18 protein-coding genes are annotated in these 20,160 nt (G+C 42.9%); 15 read left to right on the plus strand and 3 right to left on the minus strand.

Going from position 1 to position 20,160, the window contains the following annotated elements; translation table 11 throughout:
* The first annotated feature begins 15 nt into the window (after positions 1-15).
* The 13 genes from thrC to JMX95_RS10610 all read left to right on the plus strand — a co-directional run bounded on the left by thrC (position 16) and on the right by JMX95_RS10610 (position 13,083).
* Complete coding sequence (thrC, locus tag JMX95_RS10550; RefSeq protein ID WP_109592260.1) at positions 16-1,437, plus strand: threonine synthase; 1,422 nt, start codon at positions 16-18, stop codon at positions 1,435-1,437.
* Positions 1,438-1,810: 373 nt separating this feature from the next.
* Positions 1,811-2,908: a LysM peptidoglycan-binding domain-containing protein gene (locus tag JMX95_RS10555; RefSeq protein ID WP_227676046.1), complete on the plus strand. Its 1,098-nt coding sequence runs from the start codon at positions 1,811-1,813 to the stop codon at positions 2,906-2,908.
* Between the two features lie 76 nt (positions 2,909-2,984).
* Positions 2,985-4,256 (plus strand): DNA-processing protein DprA, encoded by a 1,272-nt coding sequence (gene dprA, locus JMX95_RS10560; RefSeq protein ID WP_109592294.1) that lies wholly within the window; start codon positions 2,985-2,987, stop codon positions 4,254-4,256.
* 336 nt (positions 4,257-4,592) lie between these two features.
* Positions 4,593-5,222 (plus strand): L-threonylcarbamoyladenylate synthase, encoded by a 630-nt coding sequence (locus JMX95_RS10565; protein WP_109592258.1) that lies wholly within the window; start codon positions 4,593-4,595, stop codon positions 5,220-5,222.
* A 123-nt stretch (positions 5,223-5,345) separates the two neighbouring features.
* Positions 5,346-5,864, plus strand: coding sequence for a GbsR/MarR family transcriptional regulator (locus JMX95_RS10570; RefSeq protein WP_045447558.1), 519 nt, complete (start codon positions 5,346-5,348; stop codon positions 5,862-5,864).
* A gap of 156 nt (positions 5,865-6,020) precedes the next feature.
* Entirely contained in the window at positions 6,021-6,968 is a 948-nt protein-coding gene (locus JMX95_RS10575; RefSeq protein WP_109592256.1) for a fatty acid desaturase family protein, read from the plus strand.
* A 117-nt stretch (positions 6,969-7,085) separates the two neighbouring features.
* On the plus strand, positions 7,086-7,586 hold the full coding sequence (locus tag JMX95_RS10580; protein WP_109592254.1) for a hypothetical protein: 501 nt from the start codon (positions 7,086-7,088) through the stop codon (positions 7,584-7,586).
* Positions 7,587-7,609: 23 nt separating this feature from the next.
* Complete coding sequence (locus tag JMX95_RS10585) at positions 7,610-8,575, plus strand: TIGR01777 family oxidoreductase (RefSeq protein WP_109592252.1); 966 nt, start codon at positions 7,610-7,612, stop codon at positions 8,573-8,575.
* 83 nt (positions 8,576-8,658) lie between these two features.
* Positions 8,659-9,114, plus strand: coding sequence for a hypothetical protein (locus JMX95_RS10590; RefSeq protein WP_109592250.1), 456 nt, complete (start codon positions 8,659-8,661; stop codon positions 9,112-9,114).
* 115 nt (positions 9,115-9,229) lie between these two features.
* The gene (locus JMX95_RS10595; RefSeq protein ID WP_109592248.1) at positions 9,230-10,099 is read left to right on the plus strand and encodes a fatty acid desaturase family protein; all 870 of its coding nucleotides are present in this window, start codon (positions 9,230-9,232) and stop codon (positions 10,097-10,099) included.
* Position 10,100: 1 nt separating this feature from the next.
* Positions 10,101-10,562 carry a thiol-disulfide oxidoreductase DCC family protein gene (locus JMX95_RS10600; protein WP_109592246.1) on the plus strand — a complete coding sequence of 154 codons (462 nt, stop codon included), beginning with the start codon at positions 10,101-10,103 and terminating at the stop codon, positions 10,560-10,562.
* A 187-nt stretch (positions 10,563-10,749) separates the two neighbouring features.
* Positions 10,750-11,784, plus strand: coding sequence for a metallophosphoesterase (locus tag JMX95_RS10605; RefSeq protein ID WP_227676047.1), 1,035 nt, complete (start codon positions 10,750-10,752; stop codon positions 11,782-11,784).
* Between the two features lie 156 nt (positions 11,785-11,940).
* A complete protein-coding gene (locus JMX95_RS10610; RefSeq protein ID WP_109592242.1) occupies positions 11,941-13,083 on the plus strand; it encodes a metallophosphoesterase in 1,143 nt (380 codons plus the stop codon).
* A 124-nt stretch (positions 13,084-13,207) separates the two neighbouring features.
* On the opposite strand, the gene JMX95_RS10615 is transcribed toward JMX95_RS10610, so the two are convergent.
* Positions 13,208-14,611 carry an alpha/beta hydrolase gene (locus JMX95_RS10615; RefSeq protein ID WP_109592240.1) on the minus strand — a complete coding sequence of 468 codons (1,404 nt, stop codon included), beginning with the start codon at positions 14,609-14,611 and terminating at the stop codon, positions 13,208-13,210.
* Between the two features lie 454 nt (positions 14,612-15,065).
* Between JMX95_RS10615 and grpE the strand changes: the two genes are divergently transcribed.
* Complete coding sequence (gene grpE, locus JMX95_RS10620; protein ID WP_055125643.1) at positions 15,066-15,665, plus strand: nucleotide exchange factor GrpE; 600 nt, start codon at positions 15,066-15,068, stop codon at positions 15,663-15,665.
* A gap of 192 nt (positions 15,666-15,857) precedes the next feature.
* Positions 15,858-17,801: a molecular chaperone DnaK gene (dnaK, locus tag JMX95_RS10625; RefSeq protein ID WP_045447587.1), complete on the plus strand. Its 1,944-nt coding sequence runs from the start codon at positions 15,858-15,860 to the stop codon at positions 17,799-17,801.
* A gap of 108 nt (positions 17,802-17,909) precedes the next feature.
* Here dnaK and JMX95_RS10630 read toward each other — a convergent pair whose 3' ends face one another.
* Positions 17,910-18,719, minus strand: coding sequence for a methyltransferase domain-containing protein (locus JMX95_RS10630; protein WP_201560786.1), 810 nt, complete (start codon positions 18,717-18,719; stop codon positions 17,910-17,912).
* A gap of 74 nt (positions 18,720-18,793) precedes the next feature.
* Entirely contained in the window at positions 18,794-20,026 is a 1,233-nt protein-coding gene (locus tag JMX95_RS10635; RefSeq protein ID WP_109592236.1) for an 8-amino-7-oxononanoate synthase, read from the minus strand.
* Between the last annotated feature and the right edge of the window lie 134 nt (positions 20,027-20,160).

Below are 20,160 nucleotides of genomic sequence, written 5' to 3' on the forward strand. Positions count from 1 at the left end.
AGACAGGACAATCTAATGAAATATATCAGTACCCGTGGTCAGACAGCGCCGATGGATTTTAGTGATGTGTTATTAATGGGTCTTGCCCCAGACGGTGGATTGATGCTGCCTGAGCACTATCCGAATATTGATAGTGCGACGCTTACTGAGTGGCGCGCGCTGAGCTATCCACAGCTTGCGATGGCGATTATGCAGCGTTTTGCCACTGATATTCCTGCGGCTGATTTGCAAGATATCATTGAGCGCACTTACACTGCTGAGGTATTTGGCTCTGATGAGATTGTTCCTGTCCGCAAACTTGAAGATAACTTATACATTTTAGGCTTGTCGAACGGTCCGACATTGGCATTTAAAGATGTTGCCATGCAGTTTTTGGGTAATGCTTTTGAATATGTGCTTAAAAGAAAAGACGCGCGTATTACCATCATTGGTGCCACCAGTGGCGATACAGGTAGTGCGGCAGAATATGCTTTGCGTGGTAAAGAAAATATCGAAGTCTTTATGCTGTCACCGCACGGTAAAATGAGCGAATTCCAGCGCGCGCAAATGTATAGCTTGACTGATAAAAACATTCATAATATCGCCATCGAAGGCATGTTTGATGATTGCCAAGATATTGTCAAAGCGCTACAACAAGATGCTGAATTTAAAGCGGCTTATAATCTAGGTACGGTTAACTCTATTAACTGGGGTCGTATCCTTGCGCAAATCGTTTATTACTTTAAAGCCTATTTTGCCGTCACTTCAAACAACGATGAAAAGGTGAGCTTTAGCGTGCCATCAGGCAACTTTGGTAATATTTGTGCCGGTCATATAGCACGAGAGATGGGTCTGCCGATTGAGCGTTTAATCGTCGCAACTAACGAAAACGATGTACTCAACGACTTCTTTAATCAAGGTGCTTATCAGCCGCGTCCGACTGAAAAAACCTATATTACTTCAAGTCCTTCAATGGATATCTCTAAAGCCTCTAACTTTGAGCGTTTTGTTTATCTCTTATTAGATAAAGACAGCGCCCGCGTTCATGAGTTGTTTGAAGGTGTGAAATCTGGTCAAGGTTTTGATTTGTCTGACCTAATGGAGGCGGTTAACACTCGCTACGGTTTTGCTGCGGGTAAATCTACTCATGCCGACCGTCTCGACACTATCAAAACACTTTATGAGCAGCATGGAGAGTTGGTTGATCCGCATACCGCTGATGGTATCAAGGTTGCCAAAGAATTACAGCGCAAAGGCGAGGTGATTGTTTGTGCCGAAACCGCACTGCCAGTGAAATTTGCCGATACGATCATCGAAGCTATTGGACCGATAGAAATCGCACGCCCCGCCCATACCGAAGGCTTAGAAGCGTTACCGCAGCATGTGGTGGTGCTTGATAATGATGCCGAATTGGTCGCTGAGCAAATTCGGCAGCATGTGATACCAAATCTAGCATAAATCAGAGTGGATTTTAATGCTTATTTTCATGAGGAACTCTATAAAATTCAATGACAAACTATAGAAATAATATTCATACAAAAGTTACGCCATTGTAATAAAGTGTTTATGATTGTGTTATGGTAGATATAATTGTAATATTAGAAACAGCGTCGGCGACTCATCATTTTGCTAGACGCTTTTTTTAGTAATCATACCAGCCAATTACACTGAACAGCTGCCCTATAAGCGTCATGATAATCGTACAGTTAAATCCTTTTACGACCCTCATTGCTTGTCACTATTTTAATGACAGTCAAAGATTAAGGTTAAGTAATAGATCTAAATGGTACTAATTGTGGCGACAACAGCGGTACATATTGTGGATATAACAATGAAGATGAGCTTAAAAACGATAGCAAAAGCACTGTTAATCACGACATTTAGTAGTGCAATGCTAATGAGTGCTGCCCACGCTAACAATCCACCACCAGCCATCAAAGCGGATGCGCCTAATCGCTATATCGTCAAAAAAGGCGATACGTTGTGGGACATATCAGGACGTTATTTAGACAGTCCGTGGCGCTGGAAAGAAATCTGGGCAACCAATAAGCAAATCAAAAACCCCAATCTTATTTATCCTAACGACATCCTTATCTTATGTGTGATTCAAGGTAAAACCTTAATTGGTGTTGATACTGGCGAAGGTTGTGCTGGAGTTGAAAAGCAGTTAACGGGTAACGTGGTATCTAGCACAGTCTCAGTCACTTCAACAGCCAACAGTATTCCACCGCTTCCGTGGTCTGCTATTCAACACTGGTTAGATAAGACAGTCATCGTTAATCCACAAGATTTTAATACCACCTCTTATATATTGGCTTCTAAAAAAGGCAACTTAATTACCGCTAGCGGCGATAAAGTGTATGCCAAAGGTGTGCCACTGATCGTCGGTCAGCGTTATGGTATCTACCGTGAAGGAGAGCTATATGTTGAGCCAAAAACCCAAGAAGTTATCGGTTTAGAGGTCACGCAAGTTGCGACGGGTTTGGTTACTTCGACAGAAACCAACGGCGTCAGCAGTTTGCAGCTCACCGACAGTTACGACAAAGAAGTGCGTGAAGGTGATCGCGTATTCGTTGAGTTGAATAACTCTATTCCACCTGTGTTTTATCCAGCCCCTGCAACGGTCAGTCGTGGTGGCATGATTGTCCGCGTCATGGACTCAATCAGCTCAGCAGCGAAGGGTAGTGTCGTTGCTATCAATTTAGGTAGTACCCATGGTGCTAAGCCTGGTGATGTATTGACTGTATATCAAAAAGGGGCCTTGATCCGCGATACCAAAGACAATGACACGCCAGTACGCTTACCAAATGAGCCAAGCGGTATGGTCATGGTATTCAATACTTTCGATAATATTAGCTATGCTTATGTGCTTGATTCAGAGCTACCATTAAACGTCGGCGACCAGCTGTTACCACCGCCATATCTATAAATGAGTACACTATAAGTGAGAACATGCTTATTTTTGGACGGGACACACTAACTTAGCCTATACGAGCTAGATGATTATGATGGCAGTTACTTCTTCTTTATCAAATGAGCAGCGCGCAGTACTGGCGCTGTGGACTGAGGTGAATGCATCATTATCTGCTTATCATAAGCTCATTACTTCTTTTGGCACAGCAGAGCTTGCTTGGTACGCCAAAGTAGATGCATGGCGGCAATTGGGTATTCATCATAGCCATCTTGCCCGTCATGAACAGCCAGAGCAAACGCAAGCCAGTATCGATAAAATTCAGCAAGCGCTCATCGAAGGGCGCTATGGTCTGCTATTTGCTGACCAGCCTGATTATCCCGCACAGCTCTCGCAAATCTATGACCCACCGCCTTTATTATTTTACCGAGGCAATAAATCGCGTTTGCGTCAAGCGCAAATTGCGATCGTCGGTAGCCGAAAACCCACTGCCCATGCCCAAAAAATCACCTTTGATATCGCGCAATATTTGGCGCAAGCTGGTTATATCATCACCAGCGGTCTTGCCATGGGTGTTGATAAACGAGCACATCTAGGCGCTTTAGCACAGGCAGATACCGAATATCAAGGTCGAACGATTGGGGTAATGGGTACGGGTATTGAGGTCAATTATCCCAATCATCATGATAAATTGTTTGCCCAAATAATTGAGCAAGGCGGCTGTATTATTAGTGAGCTATTGCCGCATACAATGCCACATAAGCATACGTTTCCACGGCGTAATCGTTTGGTCGCTGGATTGAGCCTCGCCACAATTGTGACGGAGGCGACCATTCAGAGTGGTTCGCTGATTACCGCGCGTTTAACCTCGGAACAGGGTAAGCAAGTTTTTGCCATTCCAAGTCATATTGATAATAGCAATGCAGAAGGCTGTCATCATTTGATACGTGAAGGTGCGACCTTAATTTATCATCCACAGCAAGTGCTAGAAGACGTCAATGCTCAGTTGGGTTATGAAAGTTATTCTCATAAATCAAAAGATACTGTGGATAGTGGTATAGATATTACCGAATCTAATGGCTCTCAAACGAATCATAGCAAAGCTACTAAACATACAAATAAAGATAAAAGCATCGCTGTAATGGCTAACCATCCAATACCCTCTAATATCAAATCTGCTCCCAGTGCTATCGTCGTACCGGAGCATTTAACCCTCGTTTATGAGCAGCTTGATTGGCACGGGCAGGATTTAGATGCGCTGATTATCGCTACCAAAATTGTCACACCGCAGCTGATTGGACAGTTAATGGAGCTTGAATTATTAGGCATCATTAGTGTGCAAGGTGGACGGTATTTGCGCGTTTAAAATCGTACTTTCTACCGCTTTAGGCTTTTCACCTATCTACTGCCAAGTGATTGACGACAGTACAATCTAGGGCGTGTCATCAATTAGATTGTGAGGCTTAAAATGAGAAAAATTGTAGATAAACAAGGAAGCAATTGCCGTTAATATTGACAAAATTGCTGACCATGTTTAGCAAAATTTAGCCATTTTAAGACCACTAAACGTACTAATGTGCTAATTGATGACACGCCCTAGGTAGCTGCTAATAAGGTCGCTTTAAACTTCGCAGCCCTAATTTTTCTTAGTCTTATGTTATGATGAGTGCTTAAATTTCTACCTTTTTGAAGCCCTCAAGCTATGGAAAAATCCACATCTTTTACTACTGACTCTGTCATTCAAGCTGCCAAATGGCTTAAAGAAGGACAGCTACTTGCTTATCCCACCGAAAGCGTTTGGGGTATCGGTTGTGACGCTTATGACGAAGCAGCCGTTCAACGTATTTTATCCATTAAACAGCGTCCACAAGCCAAAGGTATGATCGTCATTACTGACAGCGCTGAGCGTTTAATGCCGTTACTAGAGCCTTTAGAAGAAGGTCAGCGCCAACAAATCATCAAGAGTTGGCAGGCAGATACTGACAGTATAGAGCTACAAGGTAAGCAAGCCCATACATGGCTACTGCCTATCCCTCAGACACTTGAAACGACTATCCCTCCTTGGATCACAGGGCAGCATCAAACAGTGGCGGTTAGAGTTATTGCGCATCCTATGATTCGTCAATTGTGTCAACAACTGGTCGACGTTCAAAACTCATTTGGGCTATTGGTTTCCACAAGCTGCAATCCATCAGGGCAACCGCCTGCTATGACTTTTACTGATGCCTATAGATATTTTGGCGAGCAAATCAGCTACTTGCAGGCTGACACTCTAGGCTATACTTTACCGAGCCAAATTCGTGACGCAACCACGGGTTTAGTGATTCGTTAGCGCATGACAGTCAACCAAATGATGAGTGTTATCTGTTGATTTCACTATTGACAGAAATAAAAGAATAGCGCAAGATAAGTAAATAAAATAATCAAAACTTATAAAGTAGAGTACATATTAATCATGAAACTAAATCCTGTGACCGAAAAATTTATCTTACATTGGGGTGAAATGGGCTCGCAGTGGGGTGTTAATCGCACCATGTCACAGATTCATGCGTTGTTATTCATCATTGGTAAGCCATTAAATGCTGAAGAAATCACCGAAACACTTGGGGTTGCTCGCTCTAACGTCTCAAATAGTATTAAAGAGTTGCAGCATTGGGGCTTAGTACAGAAGGTTTCCATATTAGGCGATCGTCGCGATCACTTCACGACCAATACTGACGTTTGGGAGCTGGCACGCATCATCGTGGTTGAACGACAAAAGCGTGAGCTTGAGCCAACAGTACAGTTCTTACAAGAATTGATGGACAGTCCTGAATTTGAACATGAAAATAATGAGGTAAAGTCACGTATTCGTGATACCCAAGAATTCGTTAGTACCCTAACCACATGGTCATCTGAGATGCTTAAACTGCCCACAAGCATCCTCAAAAAAGTCCTAAAACTGGGCGCTAGTATTAAAAAGGTCTTACGTTAATAGTTAGCGGTGTAATTTAAAATAAAAAATTTATAATAAAATTTCTGTTTTGACAGAAATATATGTAATAACTATAAAAGCCAGCTAAGTTTAAGTGAGATAAGTTTTTATAAAATAGCAGCAACAAAAAATAGTAATAACAAATGGATGTGTAAAATGACAGTCAATCAGACACACGCTAATAAAGAGCAAGCCATTAAAAAGGCTATTGCTGCAGTCGAGTGGCAAGACTTGCGCCGGTTAACGCGCGCTCAAATCGCTTACAACGTTATTTTGCCTTATCCGTTTTTATTGTTGTCTTGGTGGTTCGCCAGCCACTCTTGGTATGTCTTAGCATGCGGGGCTTCTTATTTATTCTTTGCTGCCGCTTTTCGCCAAGCGCACGATGGCTATCATCATAGTTTGGGTACAGGAAAACGTACGACCACCGCCATATTATTATTGCTCAGCGTACTATTAATGACCAGTTTGCACAGCATTCGAGCCACGCACATGGCGCATCATCGTGACCCATTGGGTGATAGTGATATTGAAGGCAGTCTAGCAAAAGTGTCATGGTGGCAAGCGCTACTCGGCGGAATAACTTATCGACTCGATATTTATCGTCAAGGATTGCGCCTAAGTAACCGTCGCAATCAAAAATTAGCGTGGCTAGAGTTTGCTTTGATTGGTTTAGTCATCATAGTTGCCCTTATATTGACCGCCTTTACTATTCCTACTCTCGCGATATTAGCGCAAGTATTGATGTATCACATATTGACCATGATGTTGGCCAATGCCAGTGTTGGCATCATTGCGGTGTGGGGCGTGCATCATGATTGTGATGAGACAATCGCTCGCACCGAGCGCAATCTTTTGGTCAACTTGCTGACCTTTAATTTGCTTTATCACGTAGAGCATCATCTCTTTCCTGCTGTGCCATCCAATCATTTACCCAAGCTTGCCAAGCGTTTAGATGCAGCAGCGCCACATCTGACCAAAGCACATGTATTGCCAAGTATGGTTAACGTCATAGATTTTATTAATCATCGTTGGAACCAATTAAAGAATAAATCTCAAAATAGTAATGATAGTGAGTGTCCTATTCGTAAGCGTTTTGCTTAATCAGTAGGCAAAACAAAATCAAGATACTTATCCACCAATTATCCACAGGAATTTCATTGGCTTTGGCAACGCCGTATTTATACTCAATTAACGACGAATGTTAATAGGATAAATAGAATGAAAACAAATAATGAGTTAGGTGTGTATCCTTATCTACAAGTGATTATTTTGTTTGCAGGGCTTGGTAGTATGATTGGTGGATTGATTGCGGAGCTGGCTTTATTGTTTGTTTTTAGGAATGCGGATTTTGCCCAAATTGGTTACCAGCCATTACTCTATGTTGGTCTGCTTGGTTCTATTCCTGCTTTATTAACGGGTGTTATCGTCGCTTATAAGAATATATGGCGCGGTGATCATAAGAGTCTAAGCACGACATTTTTAGTGGGGTTTATAACGTCAGCAGGTTATATGGGTGCAATCATCCTATATTTAGGCATCAACTCATGGATAGAGGTTGGCGTGCTACTGGCCTTTATGATTGGTATAGGATTGTTTGGCGCAATCAATTCAGCGATTGCCAGCCGCATTGCTTTACCAAAAGTATGTAAAAGTCATTTTGATGTTAGTACTAAAAAAGTAGACGATAACTATAACGGATTAAGTTTTACTAAACGATAAGCGAAAAATATAGGGAGTAGGACATGAATATTTTAATCAGTGGTGGCTCAGGCTTTTTAGGCAGTGCTTTTAGTGACGAGCTTATCAAACGTTATCGTACGCAGGATAAGGACTTACATATTACATGGCTAACACGCGATAGCAGCCAAACGCATCCTGAAGCGATCAGCATGATGACCTACGATGAGCTAGCGAGTTCGGATAAAAGCTTTGATGTTATCTTAAATCTAGCAGGCGCAGGCATTGCTGACTCGCGCTGGAGCGATGCGCGCAAGGAGCAGTTGCTCGCCAGCCGTATCAAGCCTACCGAATCCTTATTGGTATTTATGAAGCGCATCAGTATTAAGCCCAAGCTAATGGTCAGCGGCTCTGCGATTGGCTGGTATGGCGCACAAGGCGATAAACCTCTTACCGAAAGCAGTGATTTTGAAACTGATTTTGCCCATCAATTATGTCATGAATGGGAGCAGTTAGCGCTCAAAGCCACTGAACATGGCGTGCCTGTGGCTATCGTGCGTACGGGCGTGGTTATCCATCCTGATGGCGGGATGCTCGGTAAGTTATTAACCCCATTTAAAATGGGCGTCGGTGGACAGTTGGGTGATGGTAAGCAAATCATGAGCTGGATCAGTCGTGAAGACTGGGTTGGGGCAGTGATATTCATCATTGAAAAGCATCTTGCTAATTATGCGGACACTCAGACTACCGATGATCACTCGTTAGAAACTATCAATGATACGCCAGTGCTGGTGTATAACCTCACTGCGCCTAATCCAGTGACCAATCATACTTTTACCAAAACGCTTGGAGCATGGCTACACCGTCCCACCTTTTTTACTTTACCCAATTTTCTGCTTAAGCTGATATTTGGTGAGATGTCGACTCTATTAATTGATGGTCAAAAAGTAGTGCCGCAAGCATTACAGGACGCAGGTTATGATTTTAAACAGCCAACACTGAAGCAAGCTTTAGAAGAGCAGAGTTCGTAAATCATTAAGCGACTGTTTCATGTGAAACATCATTATTATTTACATGATGCTTTGTTTCATGTGAAACCTAAATAGAGGTGTGTATGAGTGATATTGAGATTAGCGCTACAGCGACAGCATCCAGCTATCCTAAAGCTAAGGTAATAGGAACTTATGGATTGTTGGGAGGTGCGATAGGTGGTCTGATTGTCTGCTTATATATGATTGTGATGCTTGTAATTGACGGTAATATTTTTAGGCAAGAGTTAACAGATATTTTCAAAATGCTATTAGCTTCTATTGTAGGCGGATTCTTTTTTGGTTTGCTCCCTACGTTAGTAGCTGGATTAACTATATGTAAGTTGAAGATAGTCTTTGACTCCATACTAAAAATAGTACCGTTATTCTTCATTGGATTCTTTAGTACTTTTATATTTTCAGTTTGGATTATAGCAACAGATGTTTTTTTAGAGAAAATAATATTTGGATTGGTTCTTAGCTTGATAGGTGGAGCCAGCGCTGTGATTACAGGTCTTATCGCATTACCTAAACACAAATAAAATTTAACTTTAAATTTCATTATTGACAGAAATAAAGTAAATTAAAACAGCCGATTAAATTAAGTGGTCGCGCCAGCAAGACAGCTACTGCTTATCACCAAGTAAGGAGAACATCATGCGTCATCCTTCGTTAGACAGTGTTGAATGGCAAGATTTGCGACAGCTTAGTCTGAGCGAGACTGTTTATAATATTTTTTTATCTTTGCCTTTTTTATTATTGTCATGGTGGAGCGCGTGGCAAGGGTGGTGGTTGCCTGCACTTGTGGCGACTTTTTTCTTTTTTACCGCCGCGCTTAGACAAGCCCATGATTGTTATCATCGAACGTTGGGAGTAGGGAAGCTTGCCACTGAGCTCATGCTGTTTTTTCTCAGTATCACGATGCTCTGTAGCACGCATGCTATTCGGCACACACATCTCAATCATCATAGAGATCCACTTGGAGACAGCGATGTCGAGGGTAATTGGGCTCGTCTGCCTTGGTATCAGGCGATATTGGGCGGCGGACTTTTCTCGATTGCGATTCAGTGGTTTGGCTTGACGCATGGTAGTCGTCGTAATCATATTCTCGTTGGCTTTGATCTGTTGCTCATTTTCGCAGTGATTGCCACCGCTTTTATCACGATGCATCCAGTTTTGATGTATCACGTATTGGTAATGATATTGGCCAATATCATGGTGGGATTCTTTGCAGTATGGAGCGTCCATCATGGTTGTGATGACGTGGTATATGCGCGCAGTGAGCGTCATCCATTGATTAATTTACTGACTTTTAACTTACTCTATCACATCGAGCATCATCTGTTCCCAGCGGTGCCGACCAATCATTTACCAACACTGGCGAAGCGCTTAGATGTTGCCGCACCGCAATGGACGCAGCAGCCAGTCATCCCTCTTTTAGCCGCAGCCAATCAGCACCAACAATCTAGCGTGACTCAAAAATCTAATAGTCTTGATACTGAGATATCACTCATAAAGGAGTCGTAAGATGATTATCCAAAATCATATCAACAGTTATAGAGAGCAAGCGAATTTGTCCATTGCCATGTACTACGATGATGCGTGCGTGATATGCAGCACCGAGGCGCATAATATGAAAAAACGTCAACCGGAAAAGATACACTTAGTTCCTGTAGACGAGGGGGTTGATGAGTTGGCCGCCGCAGGATTTAGCCGTAAGGATGCGATGACTTATATGTGTATGCAAGACAGCTACGGCAATTGGTATACGCACATGGATGCCGTACGACTGCTCTACAGAACGGGCGGCGTGAAATGGTCAACGTTGTTATTTTTGCCAGTGGTCAAACAACTTGGCGACTTTGCTTATCCGTATGTCGCGCGCAATCGCTATAGAATTCCAAATTGGGTGACCAAGTTGCTCTATGGCAAAGCGCTGATGCAAGCTTGTGACAATGGCGTTTGCAAAATAGCACCAGATAAACGTTAAAGTACGTTTAGTGGCAACCATTTAGTTTTGTGGCAACAGCACCTTGGGCGTAAAGTATATGAAGTTTTCGTGGAAAAAAGGAGGCTATATCCAGAGCATCAAATTTTTCACGTAAGATAGCGTTATCTCTATCTGATTAGACCTTACTATGTGGTTCTTCATCGTTTTTACTCAGTTGCTAGCTGTTATGACCACCGTTCTTATTTACTGGTTAATAAAGCCAAAAACGACTGCCGCCAAAGCTGTGCTGATAGCTGCTGTCTTTATTATTAATAATAGTGCTCTCATTTATGGCTTGACTGAGTTTTGGGGTGAGCGCTTTCACGTTTATCTGGTCGTTAGTATTTTGCAAGGTTTTATGTTTTATGCTGGTTTGATAACTTCTGTAGTTGCGCTCATTGTCTATCGGCTCTTTAAACAAAAATCTCGTCCAATACTCTTGCGTACCTTTGCCATTACAGTTTATGTCGCCATTGTTAGCTTAGCGGTATTTAATGCTTATTCGCCCGTCGTACATCGTCTAACTGTTACGATTGACAAACCGCTGGCTAAACCAATGGATATCGCGCTTGTCTCTGATACGCATCTGGGCAGATGGTTTGGCAATCGGCAGATAAAGAAAATGGTGCGCCTTATCGATGCGCAACATCCCGATGTCGTGGTTATCGCTGGTGACATTATGAATGATAATACGATTGCTTACGATAATACCAATATGCATGAGCAGTTATCAAAGCTAAAGGCACCGCTTGGCGTCTACGCGACTTTAGGCAATCACGATTATTTCGGTTATGACCAACAGATCACACAGGCGGTGGAAGAGGCTCGCATCAAAGCGCTTGATAATGAGAGTTTGCTATTAAATGACTCGGTGTGGCTGGTGGGGCGCTCAGATGATATTGATCGTACCAGACTGTCAGCCGAGGAGTTATTGACGCAAGTAAAGACAGACAAACCGGTGATATTTTTGGAGCATCGTCCTAGCGCGATGGATGAGGTCAGCGCCCTGCCAGTCGATTTGCATCTGTCTGGGCATACCCATGGTGGGCAGATATTTCCGTTAACGATATTGATGGATTGGTTGACACCACTAAACTATGGCAGCAAAAAAATAGACGATACGCAGTTTTTGGTGACCTCTGGTTATGGCATTGGTCCCGTACCATTTAGACTGGGTACGCGTTCTGAGATTTGGATAATTACGTTACAGTCTGGTATATGAGCCATTTAAATAAACAGTGTTACCCTAATGATAAAGCCTCTACCATATCTAAATGTTAGAGGCTTTTATTTGCTGTTAGGCTGGCTAATAGCTACTTTGCTCGTCTTGTCAGCTGAAAATACACTGCATGGCTGCCATCATACTCAAGGATTTTTCATGCGCTACGCATTTTTTATCACCATTTTTGTGCTATTGCAGCTGTTTAGTGTCGGTGCAGCTCTAAGCGTGCAATGGTGGTTACAGCCTTGGCAGACAGCAGGTTTGCAAACTTCGGTATGGGTTATTGTATTCGTTATTACCAACGGTTTGCTGCTACTCAGTGTCAATAGAGCATTTAAAAACAGCTATCGCTGGATCAGTGGTTGGATGTTAGTCATGCACTTTATGCTATTGACGGCTTTAGTTACCAGCCTATTTTATGGTGGATATTGGTTGGTCACATCGCTAACTGGTGATGCGCTCGCTACACCGGCTACCGTCGATTTTGGGCTGCGCATATTGGCATTGGCAGTGTTTATCGGGTTATTTGTTTACGCCTTATATAGTGCTTATGCGCCTGTGGTACGTGAGTTATCTGTTGATATTGATAAACCTTTGGCTAAGCCATTACGTATTGCGGTCGCTAGCGACTTACATATCGGGAGACTGTTTGGTAGCGGTGCAATAGATAGGCTGCATCATCTTATTGTGCAGCATAAAGCAGACATACTGCTGATGCCGGGCGATATCATGGATGACAATATACAGGCATTTACCAAATATAATATGGCGAAAAACTTGGCGGAGTTATGCAAAAGCCTGCCGTATGGTGTTTATGCAACGCTGGGCAATCATGATTTATACGGGCACGAGCAGCCGATTGTCCAAGCGTTGCGTGCTGCTGGCGTGCAGTTGTTAAATGATGAAGTAATCGGTATCGAGCATGAAGGTCAACCAATCTGGCTGGTTGGGCGTTTTGATAACCATAAAAGACAACGAGTAGCCACAACCGATCTACTGGCTCAAGTTGATACTACACAGCCAGTGATACTGCTAGATCATAGACCAAGTGATATTGCTGAGCACAGCCAAATGCCGATTGATTTACAGCTCTCAGGGCATACCTATAACGGTCAAATATTCCCCGCCAACTTCATTGTCAGTGCCATCAACCGCTTGGGTTATGGCTATGAAGCCATGGGCAAAGGACACTTTGTGGTGTCATCTGGTTACGGCTTTTGGGGCATTCCATTTCGCTTGGGTTCGCGCTCAGAGATTTGGCTGATCACTTTGAATGGTCAGGTTGAAGATAACGTTTAAGAAAGTAATATTTAAGAAAACAATGCTTAAAAAAACAATGCTTAAAAAAATAACGTTTAAATAGTGGCAGTACCATTATATTTTCTAAGTAAACTGGCACTCTCTTATACAACTATATTGATAACTATGCCGCTAATTGTGACTGGGTATTGATAACGTCACGCACAAAACTCGCAAACCCTTTAATAATATCGTCTGTTGCTTGTCCGATACCTTGATGAATACTCATAAAATGAATAAAACCATGCGGCGCACCAAGAATGGTATGAGTCTCGACTGCTATACCATGCACCTTTAATTGCTTTGCATAAGCAAATGCTTCATCACGTAATACGTCTAATTCTGCGGCGACAATATAAGTCGGGCATACTTTACTATTATCACCAAGCATCGGACAGTTAAGGATATGCTGGCGTGGCAAGGGGCTGTTATCCAAACAAGCAGCATCAAATACAGCCACATCGGCATGATCCAATAATAATCCCTCGCCATATAACTCCCAACTTGGATAATCCGTTTCGATATCCGTCACAGGATATAAAGGCATTTGTGCAAGTGGCTTTGGTAAGCGCTCTAATAAATCAAACATTTTTTGACCTGCAATGCCCAGATCTGACCATGCGATTTGCGAGGGGGCAGTGAGTTGTTGGGCAATCAAAGTGGACAATCCGCCGCCAGCACTATCGCCTGCTAGTACGATTCGCGAGGGTAAAGCGCCTAAGGTATGGCAATGCTCCGCCAGCCAAGCGTAGGCAGTGATACAGTCTTTTAATGCGGCTGGTGCTGGATGCTCAGGTGCTAAGCGATAATCAACACTGACTATCGGCCAGCCCGTTTGCTCACAAACCGCGTGGCAAAACTCATGATGGGTATTGACATCACCAATACAAAATCCACCCCCATGAAAATATAACAGCACTGTTTCATCAGAATTATGAGTATCCGCTTTTTTTAACCCTAAGCCATGAGAGCTGGCGTCTGATTGATAACAGCGAATGGTCATATCGCCATCATCAGCGTTGGCAATCACTTTGTCTTCCCAATACACAAGCTTCTGATTTTTTTTCGTAAATCGCTTCATGTTGCCGATGATATTGTCACTTACTTGCTGCCATACCTGCGGCGCTTGCATCGCCACGGCGTCAGCAGCGAACCTTGCGCGCAGCTCATGCATAGGTGTCAGCTCAAGAGGCGTTTTCAGCTTACTATTCACAGCGAGAATCAAACGTAGGTGAGCATCGGCGTGCAGGTATTGTTTTGAGGTAGGTCCTTTCAAATAACCAACCAAGCTCTCTAATAGTGGCGTTGGCAGATAGCCGACTCCTTTCATGGCATAGTGCAAGGTATGCGGCTGGCAAGTCGTCAACGGGTTATAGCTAAGCACTTTTTGTTTGACGGTCAAACGATTCTCTTGAGTGCCATTTTCTTTTCTTATACCCTTATCTATACGATCTGTTGATGCGAGTTTTATCGTCATCAGCGCTTTATTTAATAACGCGTTGATTGATAACACGGTTGATTTAGACATAACACTTCTCGTTGATGATTGTCAGTATGCGTTGTCATATATGAGCGTTCACTTTGACATGAGCCATACTATTTGTAGCAATAATAGAGTAATCAAAAATAAAGTTGAGTATTGTTTGGTAATGGCTTATGTACCAATGGTAAGTTTTTTGGAATAAGTACTGCTTTCTTGTAGCTTGTGTTAACGAACATGGATAGCCATTTACCACCTATGAAATTCTGTTTTGAGCACTTTAATCTAGATTTAGGCAATATTTGTTGTAAATTAGAAAAATTCCCTTGGCTTAGGCTTGAAATTTACCTCCATCACCTTTATCAAACAGCTAGTAGAAGGTACTTATAACAACAATGTGTAAGACGGGTTAATTATTTAATGAGAGCATAGTATCCCTAGCAAATAGTGAACTTGTTGCCTCTTATATAAATTGTCATTATTAAAATTCTAAGGAGCTATCATGAGCGAGCAAAATACCAACCACGAATCGCCTGAGCAAAATGTGGCGCATGACAATATTGAACACAGTGACAGTATTTTAGAAGAAACTATGAAAGAGTTTGATCCAAAGCATAACTCAGGTGAAGAGATGACCATCGACAATGAAATCGATCTAGACACCTTTAAAGCGCGCATCGCTGAGCTAGAAGGTGAAGTGAAGCAAGCTAAAGAAGTCACCGCCCGTGCCAATGCCGAAGCTTACAATGCACAGAAACGCATGGAGCAAGAGGCTGATAAGAGTAAGCGTTTTGCCTTGCAGAAATTTGCCAAAGAGCTATTAGAAGTGGTCGATAATTTAGAACGCGCCATTGAAAGCGCCCATGCCGATGACCCTGTTACAGAAGGGGTGAGACTGACGCACAAAGCGTTATTGGACGTATTAAATAAGAACGGCGTCGAAATGGTTGACCCACAAGGCGAGAAATTTAATGCTGATTTGCATGAAGCGGTGGGTATTGATGAAGAAGCCGAGGCTGATACTGTCGGTACTGTATTACAAAAAGGTTATAGCTTGAACGGTCGTTTATTACGCCCAGCCATGGTACGTGTTGGGCAGTAGTACTAAAAATTGGATTTTTAATGTGCTAAACCCTACTATTATTAAGGGTTTTCACAAAAAGTCACACGAAAGACAAATTTTGCATGATGATTGACTTGAAAAAATCCATAAGTAAACCGATATATATAGCAACAAGAGATCAACCACGGTCTGAATAGATAAATACTTAAAACAAATTAGGAGCAAATAATTATGGGTAAAGTAATTGGTATTGATTTAGGTACGACTAACTCGTGTGTCGCAGTGATGGAAGGTGACAAAGTCAAAGTCATCGAAAATGCTGAAGGTACTCGTACAACGCCATCTATCGTTGCTTATAAAAACGATGAAATTTTGGTGGGTCAGTCAGCCAAACGTCAAGCGGTCACCAATCCAAACAACACGTTGTTTGCGATTAAGCGTTTGATTGGTCGTCGTTTTGATGACAAAGTCGTGCAAAAAGACATCGGCATGGTACCTTACAAAATCGCCAAAGCAGATAACGGTGATGCATGGGTAGAAATTAACGGTAAAAAATTAGCACCACCACAGGTTTCTGCTGAAATCTTGAAAAAAATGAAAAAAACAGCAGAAGACTATCTTGGTGAAACTGTTACTGAAGCGGTTGTAACCGTACCAGCTTATTTTAATGACTCACAGCGTCAAGCAACAAAAGACGCGGGTAAAATTGCGGGTCTTGATGTAAAACGTATCATCAACGAACCAACAGCTGCGGCTCTTGCGTACGGTATGGACAAGAAGCAAGGCGATAGCACGGTTGCTGTTTATGACTTGGGTGGTGGTACTTTTGACGTATCAATCATCGAAATCGCTGACGTTGATGGCGAGCAGCAGTTTGAAGTTTTAGCAACCAATGGTGATACATTCCTTGGTGGTGAAGACTTTGACTCAGCATTGATTGATTATTTGGTTGATGAGTTCAAAAAAGACCAAGATGTCAATTTGAAAGGTGACTCATTGGCGATGCAGCGTCTAAAAGAAGCGGCAGAAAAAGCGAAAATTGAGTTATCAAGTGCGCAAAGTACTGAAGTGAACTTGCCTTATATTACTGCAGACAGCAATGGTCCTAAGCATTTGGTGGTCACTATCAGTCGCTCAAAACTTGAGAGCTTAACTGAAGAGTTGGTACAACGTACCATGGGTCCTTGTAAGATTGCCCTTGAAGATGCTGGCATAAAAATTGGTGACATCGATGATGTTATCTTAGTTGGTGGTCAGACTCGTATGCCACTGGTACAGCAAAAAGTACAAGAGTTCTTCGGTCAGGAGCCACGTAAAGATGTGAACCCTGATGAAGCAGTAGCGGCAGGGGCAGCGATTCAAGGCGCGGTATTGTCTGGTGAAAAAACAGACGTATTGTTACTTGATGTGACGCCACTAACGCTTGGTATCGAAACGATGGGTGGTGTCATGACACCAGTTATTGAGAAAAACACCATGATTCCTACTAAGAAATCACAGGTATTCTCAACGGCTGAAGACAACCAACCAGCTGTGACCATTCAGGTTTATCAAGGCGAGCGTAAAATCGCTAACCAAAATAAACAGCTTGGTCGTTTTGATTTGACGGATATTCCACCAGCACCACGTGGTCTACCGCAAATTGAAGTTACTTTTGACATCAATGCTGACGGTATCATGAATATCTCAGCAACTGACAAAGGTACGGGTAAAGCGCAAAGCATCCAGATCAAAGCAGATTCTGGCTTGACGGATGAAGAAATCGAGCAAATGGTTCGTGATGCAGAAGCCAATGCTGCAGAAGACGAAAAATTCGCTAACTTAGCGCAAGTTCGTAACGAAGCAGATGGTCGTATTCATGCGGTACAAAAAGCGTTGAAAGACGCTGAAGATAAGGTAACTGCTGAAGAGAAATCAACAGTAGAAGCTGCTATCTCTGAGCTTGAAGCGGTAATGAAAGAAGATGATCATGATGACATCAAAGCCAAGCTTGAAGCATTAGACAATGCCTTCTTGCCAGTTAGTCAGAAGATTTATGCTGATGCAGGCGCAGGTAGCGAGGGCATGGATCCAAGCCAGTTCCAACAAGGCGCGGACAATGCAGCAGATAGCAACCAAGCTGATGATGACGTCGTTGATGCTGAGTTTACTGAAGTAGACGAAGACAAAAAATAACTGTGATTTAGTAACTAAACGCAATTAAAACAAAAAACGCATCCTTCGGGGTGCGTTTTTTTATGACTGTTATTTATAAGAAATATCCTACCACTCTATATCTTATCTTCACAATTTAAAGGCACGCACTATCAGTACTTCATAAGTCAAATGAACGATAGGCTGACCGGCGTCATCTTGCGCCGAAAAATGTTGCCAATAATCAGACTCAAACTGTTGCAAGCGTGCCTTGGTCCACATAAAGGGCTGGGTGCTGTTGGCTTTTACTTGCGTCTGATTGGTCGATACGCCCGTCAACTTCATATGTTTTAGGGTGGCGTAAGGACTGGCAAACGGTAACTCGAAACGCTGAGTGGACAGTTCAATTTTCTCAAAACCAGCACTAATCAGTGCCAATCGCCACTCAATGATATCGGGATAGTGAAGACCCTGATCCGTTAGAGTCTTTATTTGCAAAAAGTTATTTGGCGTAAAAGTGTTAAACAGCAGTTGACCTCCAGCTCGCAAGCGGCGTGCTGATTGCGCAACAAAGTTTAAGGGATCATCAAACCATTGCACAGCATTGGCACTGATTATCAAGCTATGCTCATCCTCAAAGTCCATCGTTTCAGCATCGCCAATTGCTATGTCAGCATTGGGCAATATGGATTGTAAAGTAGCCGCTTGTTCAGCGCATAATTCATTGATCAGCCAATATTGACTTTGAATGTGTGCTGCGAGTAGACGGGTCATTTGACCAGTTCCTGCACCGACTTCAAGCACACTGTCGTGTTCAGTGTGGGTGAGTTTGTCTATTAAATATTGACAGACTTGCTGCTGAATATTGGCATGCTGGTCATAGTCGCTGGCATTGGCAAAATGACGAGCGATGGTTTGTTTTCTGGTGCTAAAGTTATCAGGCGTGGCGAGTGTTTTCATACGGTTTATTATATCCAAGTGAGCCAATTATCAATCGATAGCAGGACTGACGTCGCTGATGTATAACAACATGTTTATAATTGTTGTATCAGTTGTTCGCAGTCTTCATCTGTCAGCTTGGCGTTCATGACCAAACGGATACGAGCGGTGTTTGCAGGCACAGTGGGTGGCCTGATAGGCAGGGCATAAAAACCTGCTGCTTGCAATTGTTGTGCTTTGGCAAGCGTGCTGGCATTGTCGCCCAAGATGTAAGGCACAATCGGTGAGTCATAGTTTGGATGCCGGGTGTTCTGGGACACACGGTATCTTGGGTCGATGGCTTGACTAAGCTTGGTAGACAACCGCGCTAAATGCGCCCGTTGATTATTTAGCATTGGCATTTTTGCTAAAATAAATCGCGTCCATGCGTGATTGATAGGGGGTAGTGCAGTACTAAAAATTAGCGGACGCATGCGGTTAATTAGCCATTGCTTGACGACATCATCGCACATGATATAAGCACCCACCGAGGCAAACGCTTTACCGAAAGTACCGACCAAATAGTTAATATCAGCCAATGTCTGCGTTTCTTCCGCTAGTCCCAATCCTGTATGACCTAACACACCGATGGCATGAGCCTCATCGACATACAGTTCGATACGAGCATCGCTAGCTTTTAAGTGTACCAGTTGACATAAATCCGCACGATCACCATCCATACTAAAGATGCTCTCAGTGACAATAATGATGCGCTCAATGTCTGGCGCTGCTTGCTCAATAAACGTCGCCAAATGTTCATAATCATTGTGACGATAACGACGATAGCTGACAAGTTTGCTTTGGCTCAACCGCAACCCATCGATAATGCTGGCATGTACCAGTTTGTCAGCCAGAATAAGTGTTTTGACTGGCAACGCTGTGAGGGCGGGCAATATACCAAGATTGGCATGATAGCCGCTATTCAATACCAACACCGATTTTGAGACAGAGATATCACGTTTGCCGATAGCGGTTTGATACCATTCCTGCAACTCAGACTCTAGCGCTTGTAGCTGTGCATCATTTCCAGTGAGCAAGCGTGAGGACGTCGCACTCATTTTAGGCATTTGTGCGACTGATAGCGGTGTTAGTTGACTGAGAAATTCGTTTTGTAATTCGGTATCGCCGCCTAAGCCCAAATAATCGTTACTGGCGATATTGAGTAAGGTTTTACCCTCGCTAATAACGTATTGCCCATGATGTTGGAGATTGGGTAATTGACGATATTGTTGGGTGGCTTTGAGTACTGTAAGCGCTTCTTGTAGGCGGCTAGTTATACGTCCAGTCATTATTTTTACCTTAAAATATTCGGTTTCTCTTATTGTTTTATGCTTATTTCTGCTAGGAAGGCGATGAAATGAGTAGGGATTATTGCATAAACTCAGTGGTTGTAACAAAAGATTTCATATCTTTGCCTTTGTAA

Source organism: Psychrobacter sp. NC44, assembly GCF_904846655.1.
Taxonomy (GTDB): domain Bacteria; phylum Pseudomonadota; class Gammaproteobacteria; order Pseudomonadales; family Moraxellaceae; genus Psychrobacter.

Bases quoted from the DNA above. Each gene is read 5' to 3' on its own strand.
- JMX95_RS10565 (WP_109592258.1), top strand. From the start codon at position 4,593: ATGGAAAAATCCACATCTTTTACTACTGACTCTGTCATTCAAGCTGCC.
- JMX95_RS10615 (WP_109592240.1), bottom strand. From the start codon at position 14,611: ATGTCTAAATCAACCGTGTTATCAATCAACGCGTTATTAAATAAAGCG.
- thrC (WP_109592260.1), top strand. From the start codon at position 16: ATGAAATATATCAGTACCCGTGGTCAGACAGCGCCGATGGATTTTAGT.
- JMX95_RS10605 (WP_227676047.1), top strand. From the start codon at position 10,750: ATGACCACCGTTCTTATTTACTGGTTAATAAAGCCAAAAACGACTGCC.
- JMX95_RS10590 (WP_109592250.1), top strand. From the start codon at position 8,659: ATGAGTGATATTGAGATTAGCGCTACAGCGACAGCATCCAGCTATCCT.
- dprA (WP_109592294.1), top strand. From the start codon at position 2,985: ATGATGGCAGTTACTTCTTCTTTATCAAATGAGCAGCGCGCAGTACTG.
- dnaK (WP_045447587.1), top strand. From the start codon at position 15,858: ATGGGTAAAGTAATTGGTATTGATTTAGGTACGACTAACTCGTGTGTC.
- grpE (WP_055125643.1), top strand. From the start codon at position 15,066: ATGAGCGAGCAAAATACCAACCACGAATCGCCTGAGCAAAATGTGGCG.
- JMX95_RS10630 (WP_201560786.1), bottom strand. From the start codon at position 18,719: ATGAAAACACTCGCCACGCCTGATAACTTTAGCACCAGAAAACAAACC.
- JMX95_RS10570 (WP_045447558.1), top strand. From the start codon at position 5,346: ATGAAACTAAATCCTGTGACCGAAAAATTTATCTTACATTGGGGTGAA.
- JMX95_RS10600 (WP_109592246.1), top strand. From the start codon at position 10,101: ATGATTATCCAAAATCATATCAACAGTTATAGAGAGCAAGCGAATTTG.
- JMX95_RS10575 (WP_109592256.1), top strand. From the start codon at position 6,021: ATGACAGTCAATCAGACACACGCTAATAAAGAGCAAGCCATTAAAAAG.
- JMX95_RS10635 (WP_109592236.1), bottom strand. From the start codon at position 20,026: ATGACTGGACGTATAACTAGCCGCCTACAAGAAGCGCTTACAGTACTC.
- JMX95_RS10580 (WP_109592254.1), top strand. From the start codon at position 7,086: ATGAAAACAAATAATGAGTTAGGTGTGTATCCTTATCTACAAGTGATT.
- JMX95_RS10595 (WP_109592248.1), top strand. From the start codon at position 9,230: ATGCGTCATCCTTCGTTAGACAGTGTTGAATGGCAAGATTTGCGACAG.
- JMX95_RS10555 (WP_227676046.1), top strand. From the start codon at position 1,811: ATGAAGATGAGCTTAAAAACGATAGCAAAAGCACTGTTAATCACGACA.
- JMX95_RS10610 (WP_109592242.1), top strand. From the start codon at position 11,941: ATGCGCTACGCATTTTTTATCACCATTTTTGTGCTATTGCAGCTGTTT.
- JMX95_RS10585 (WP_109592252.1), top strand. From the start codon at position 7,610: ATGAATATTTTAATCAGTGGTGGCTCAGGCTTTTTAGGCAGTGCTTTT.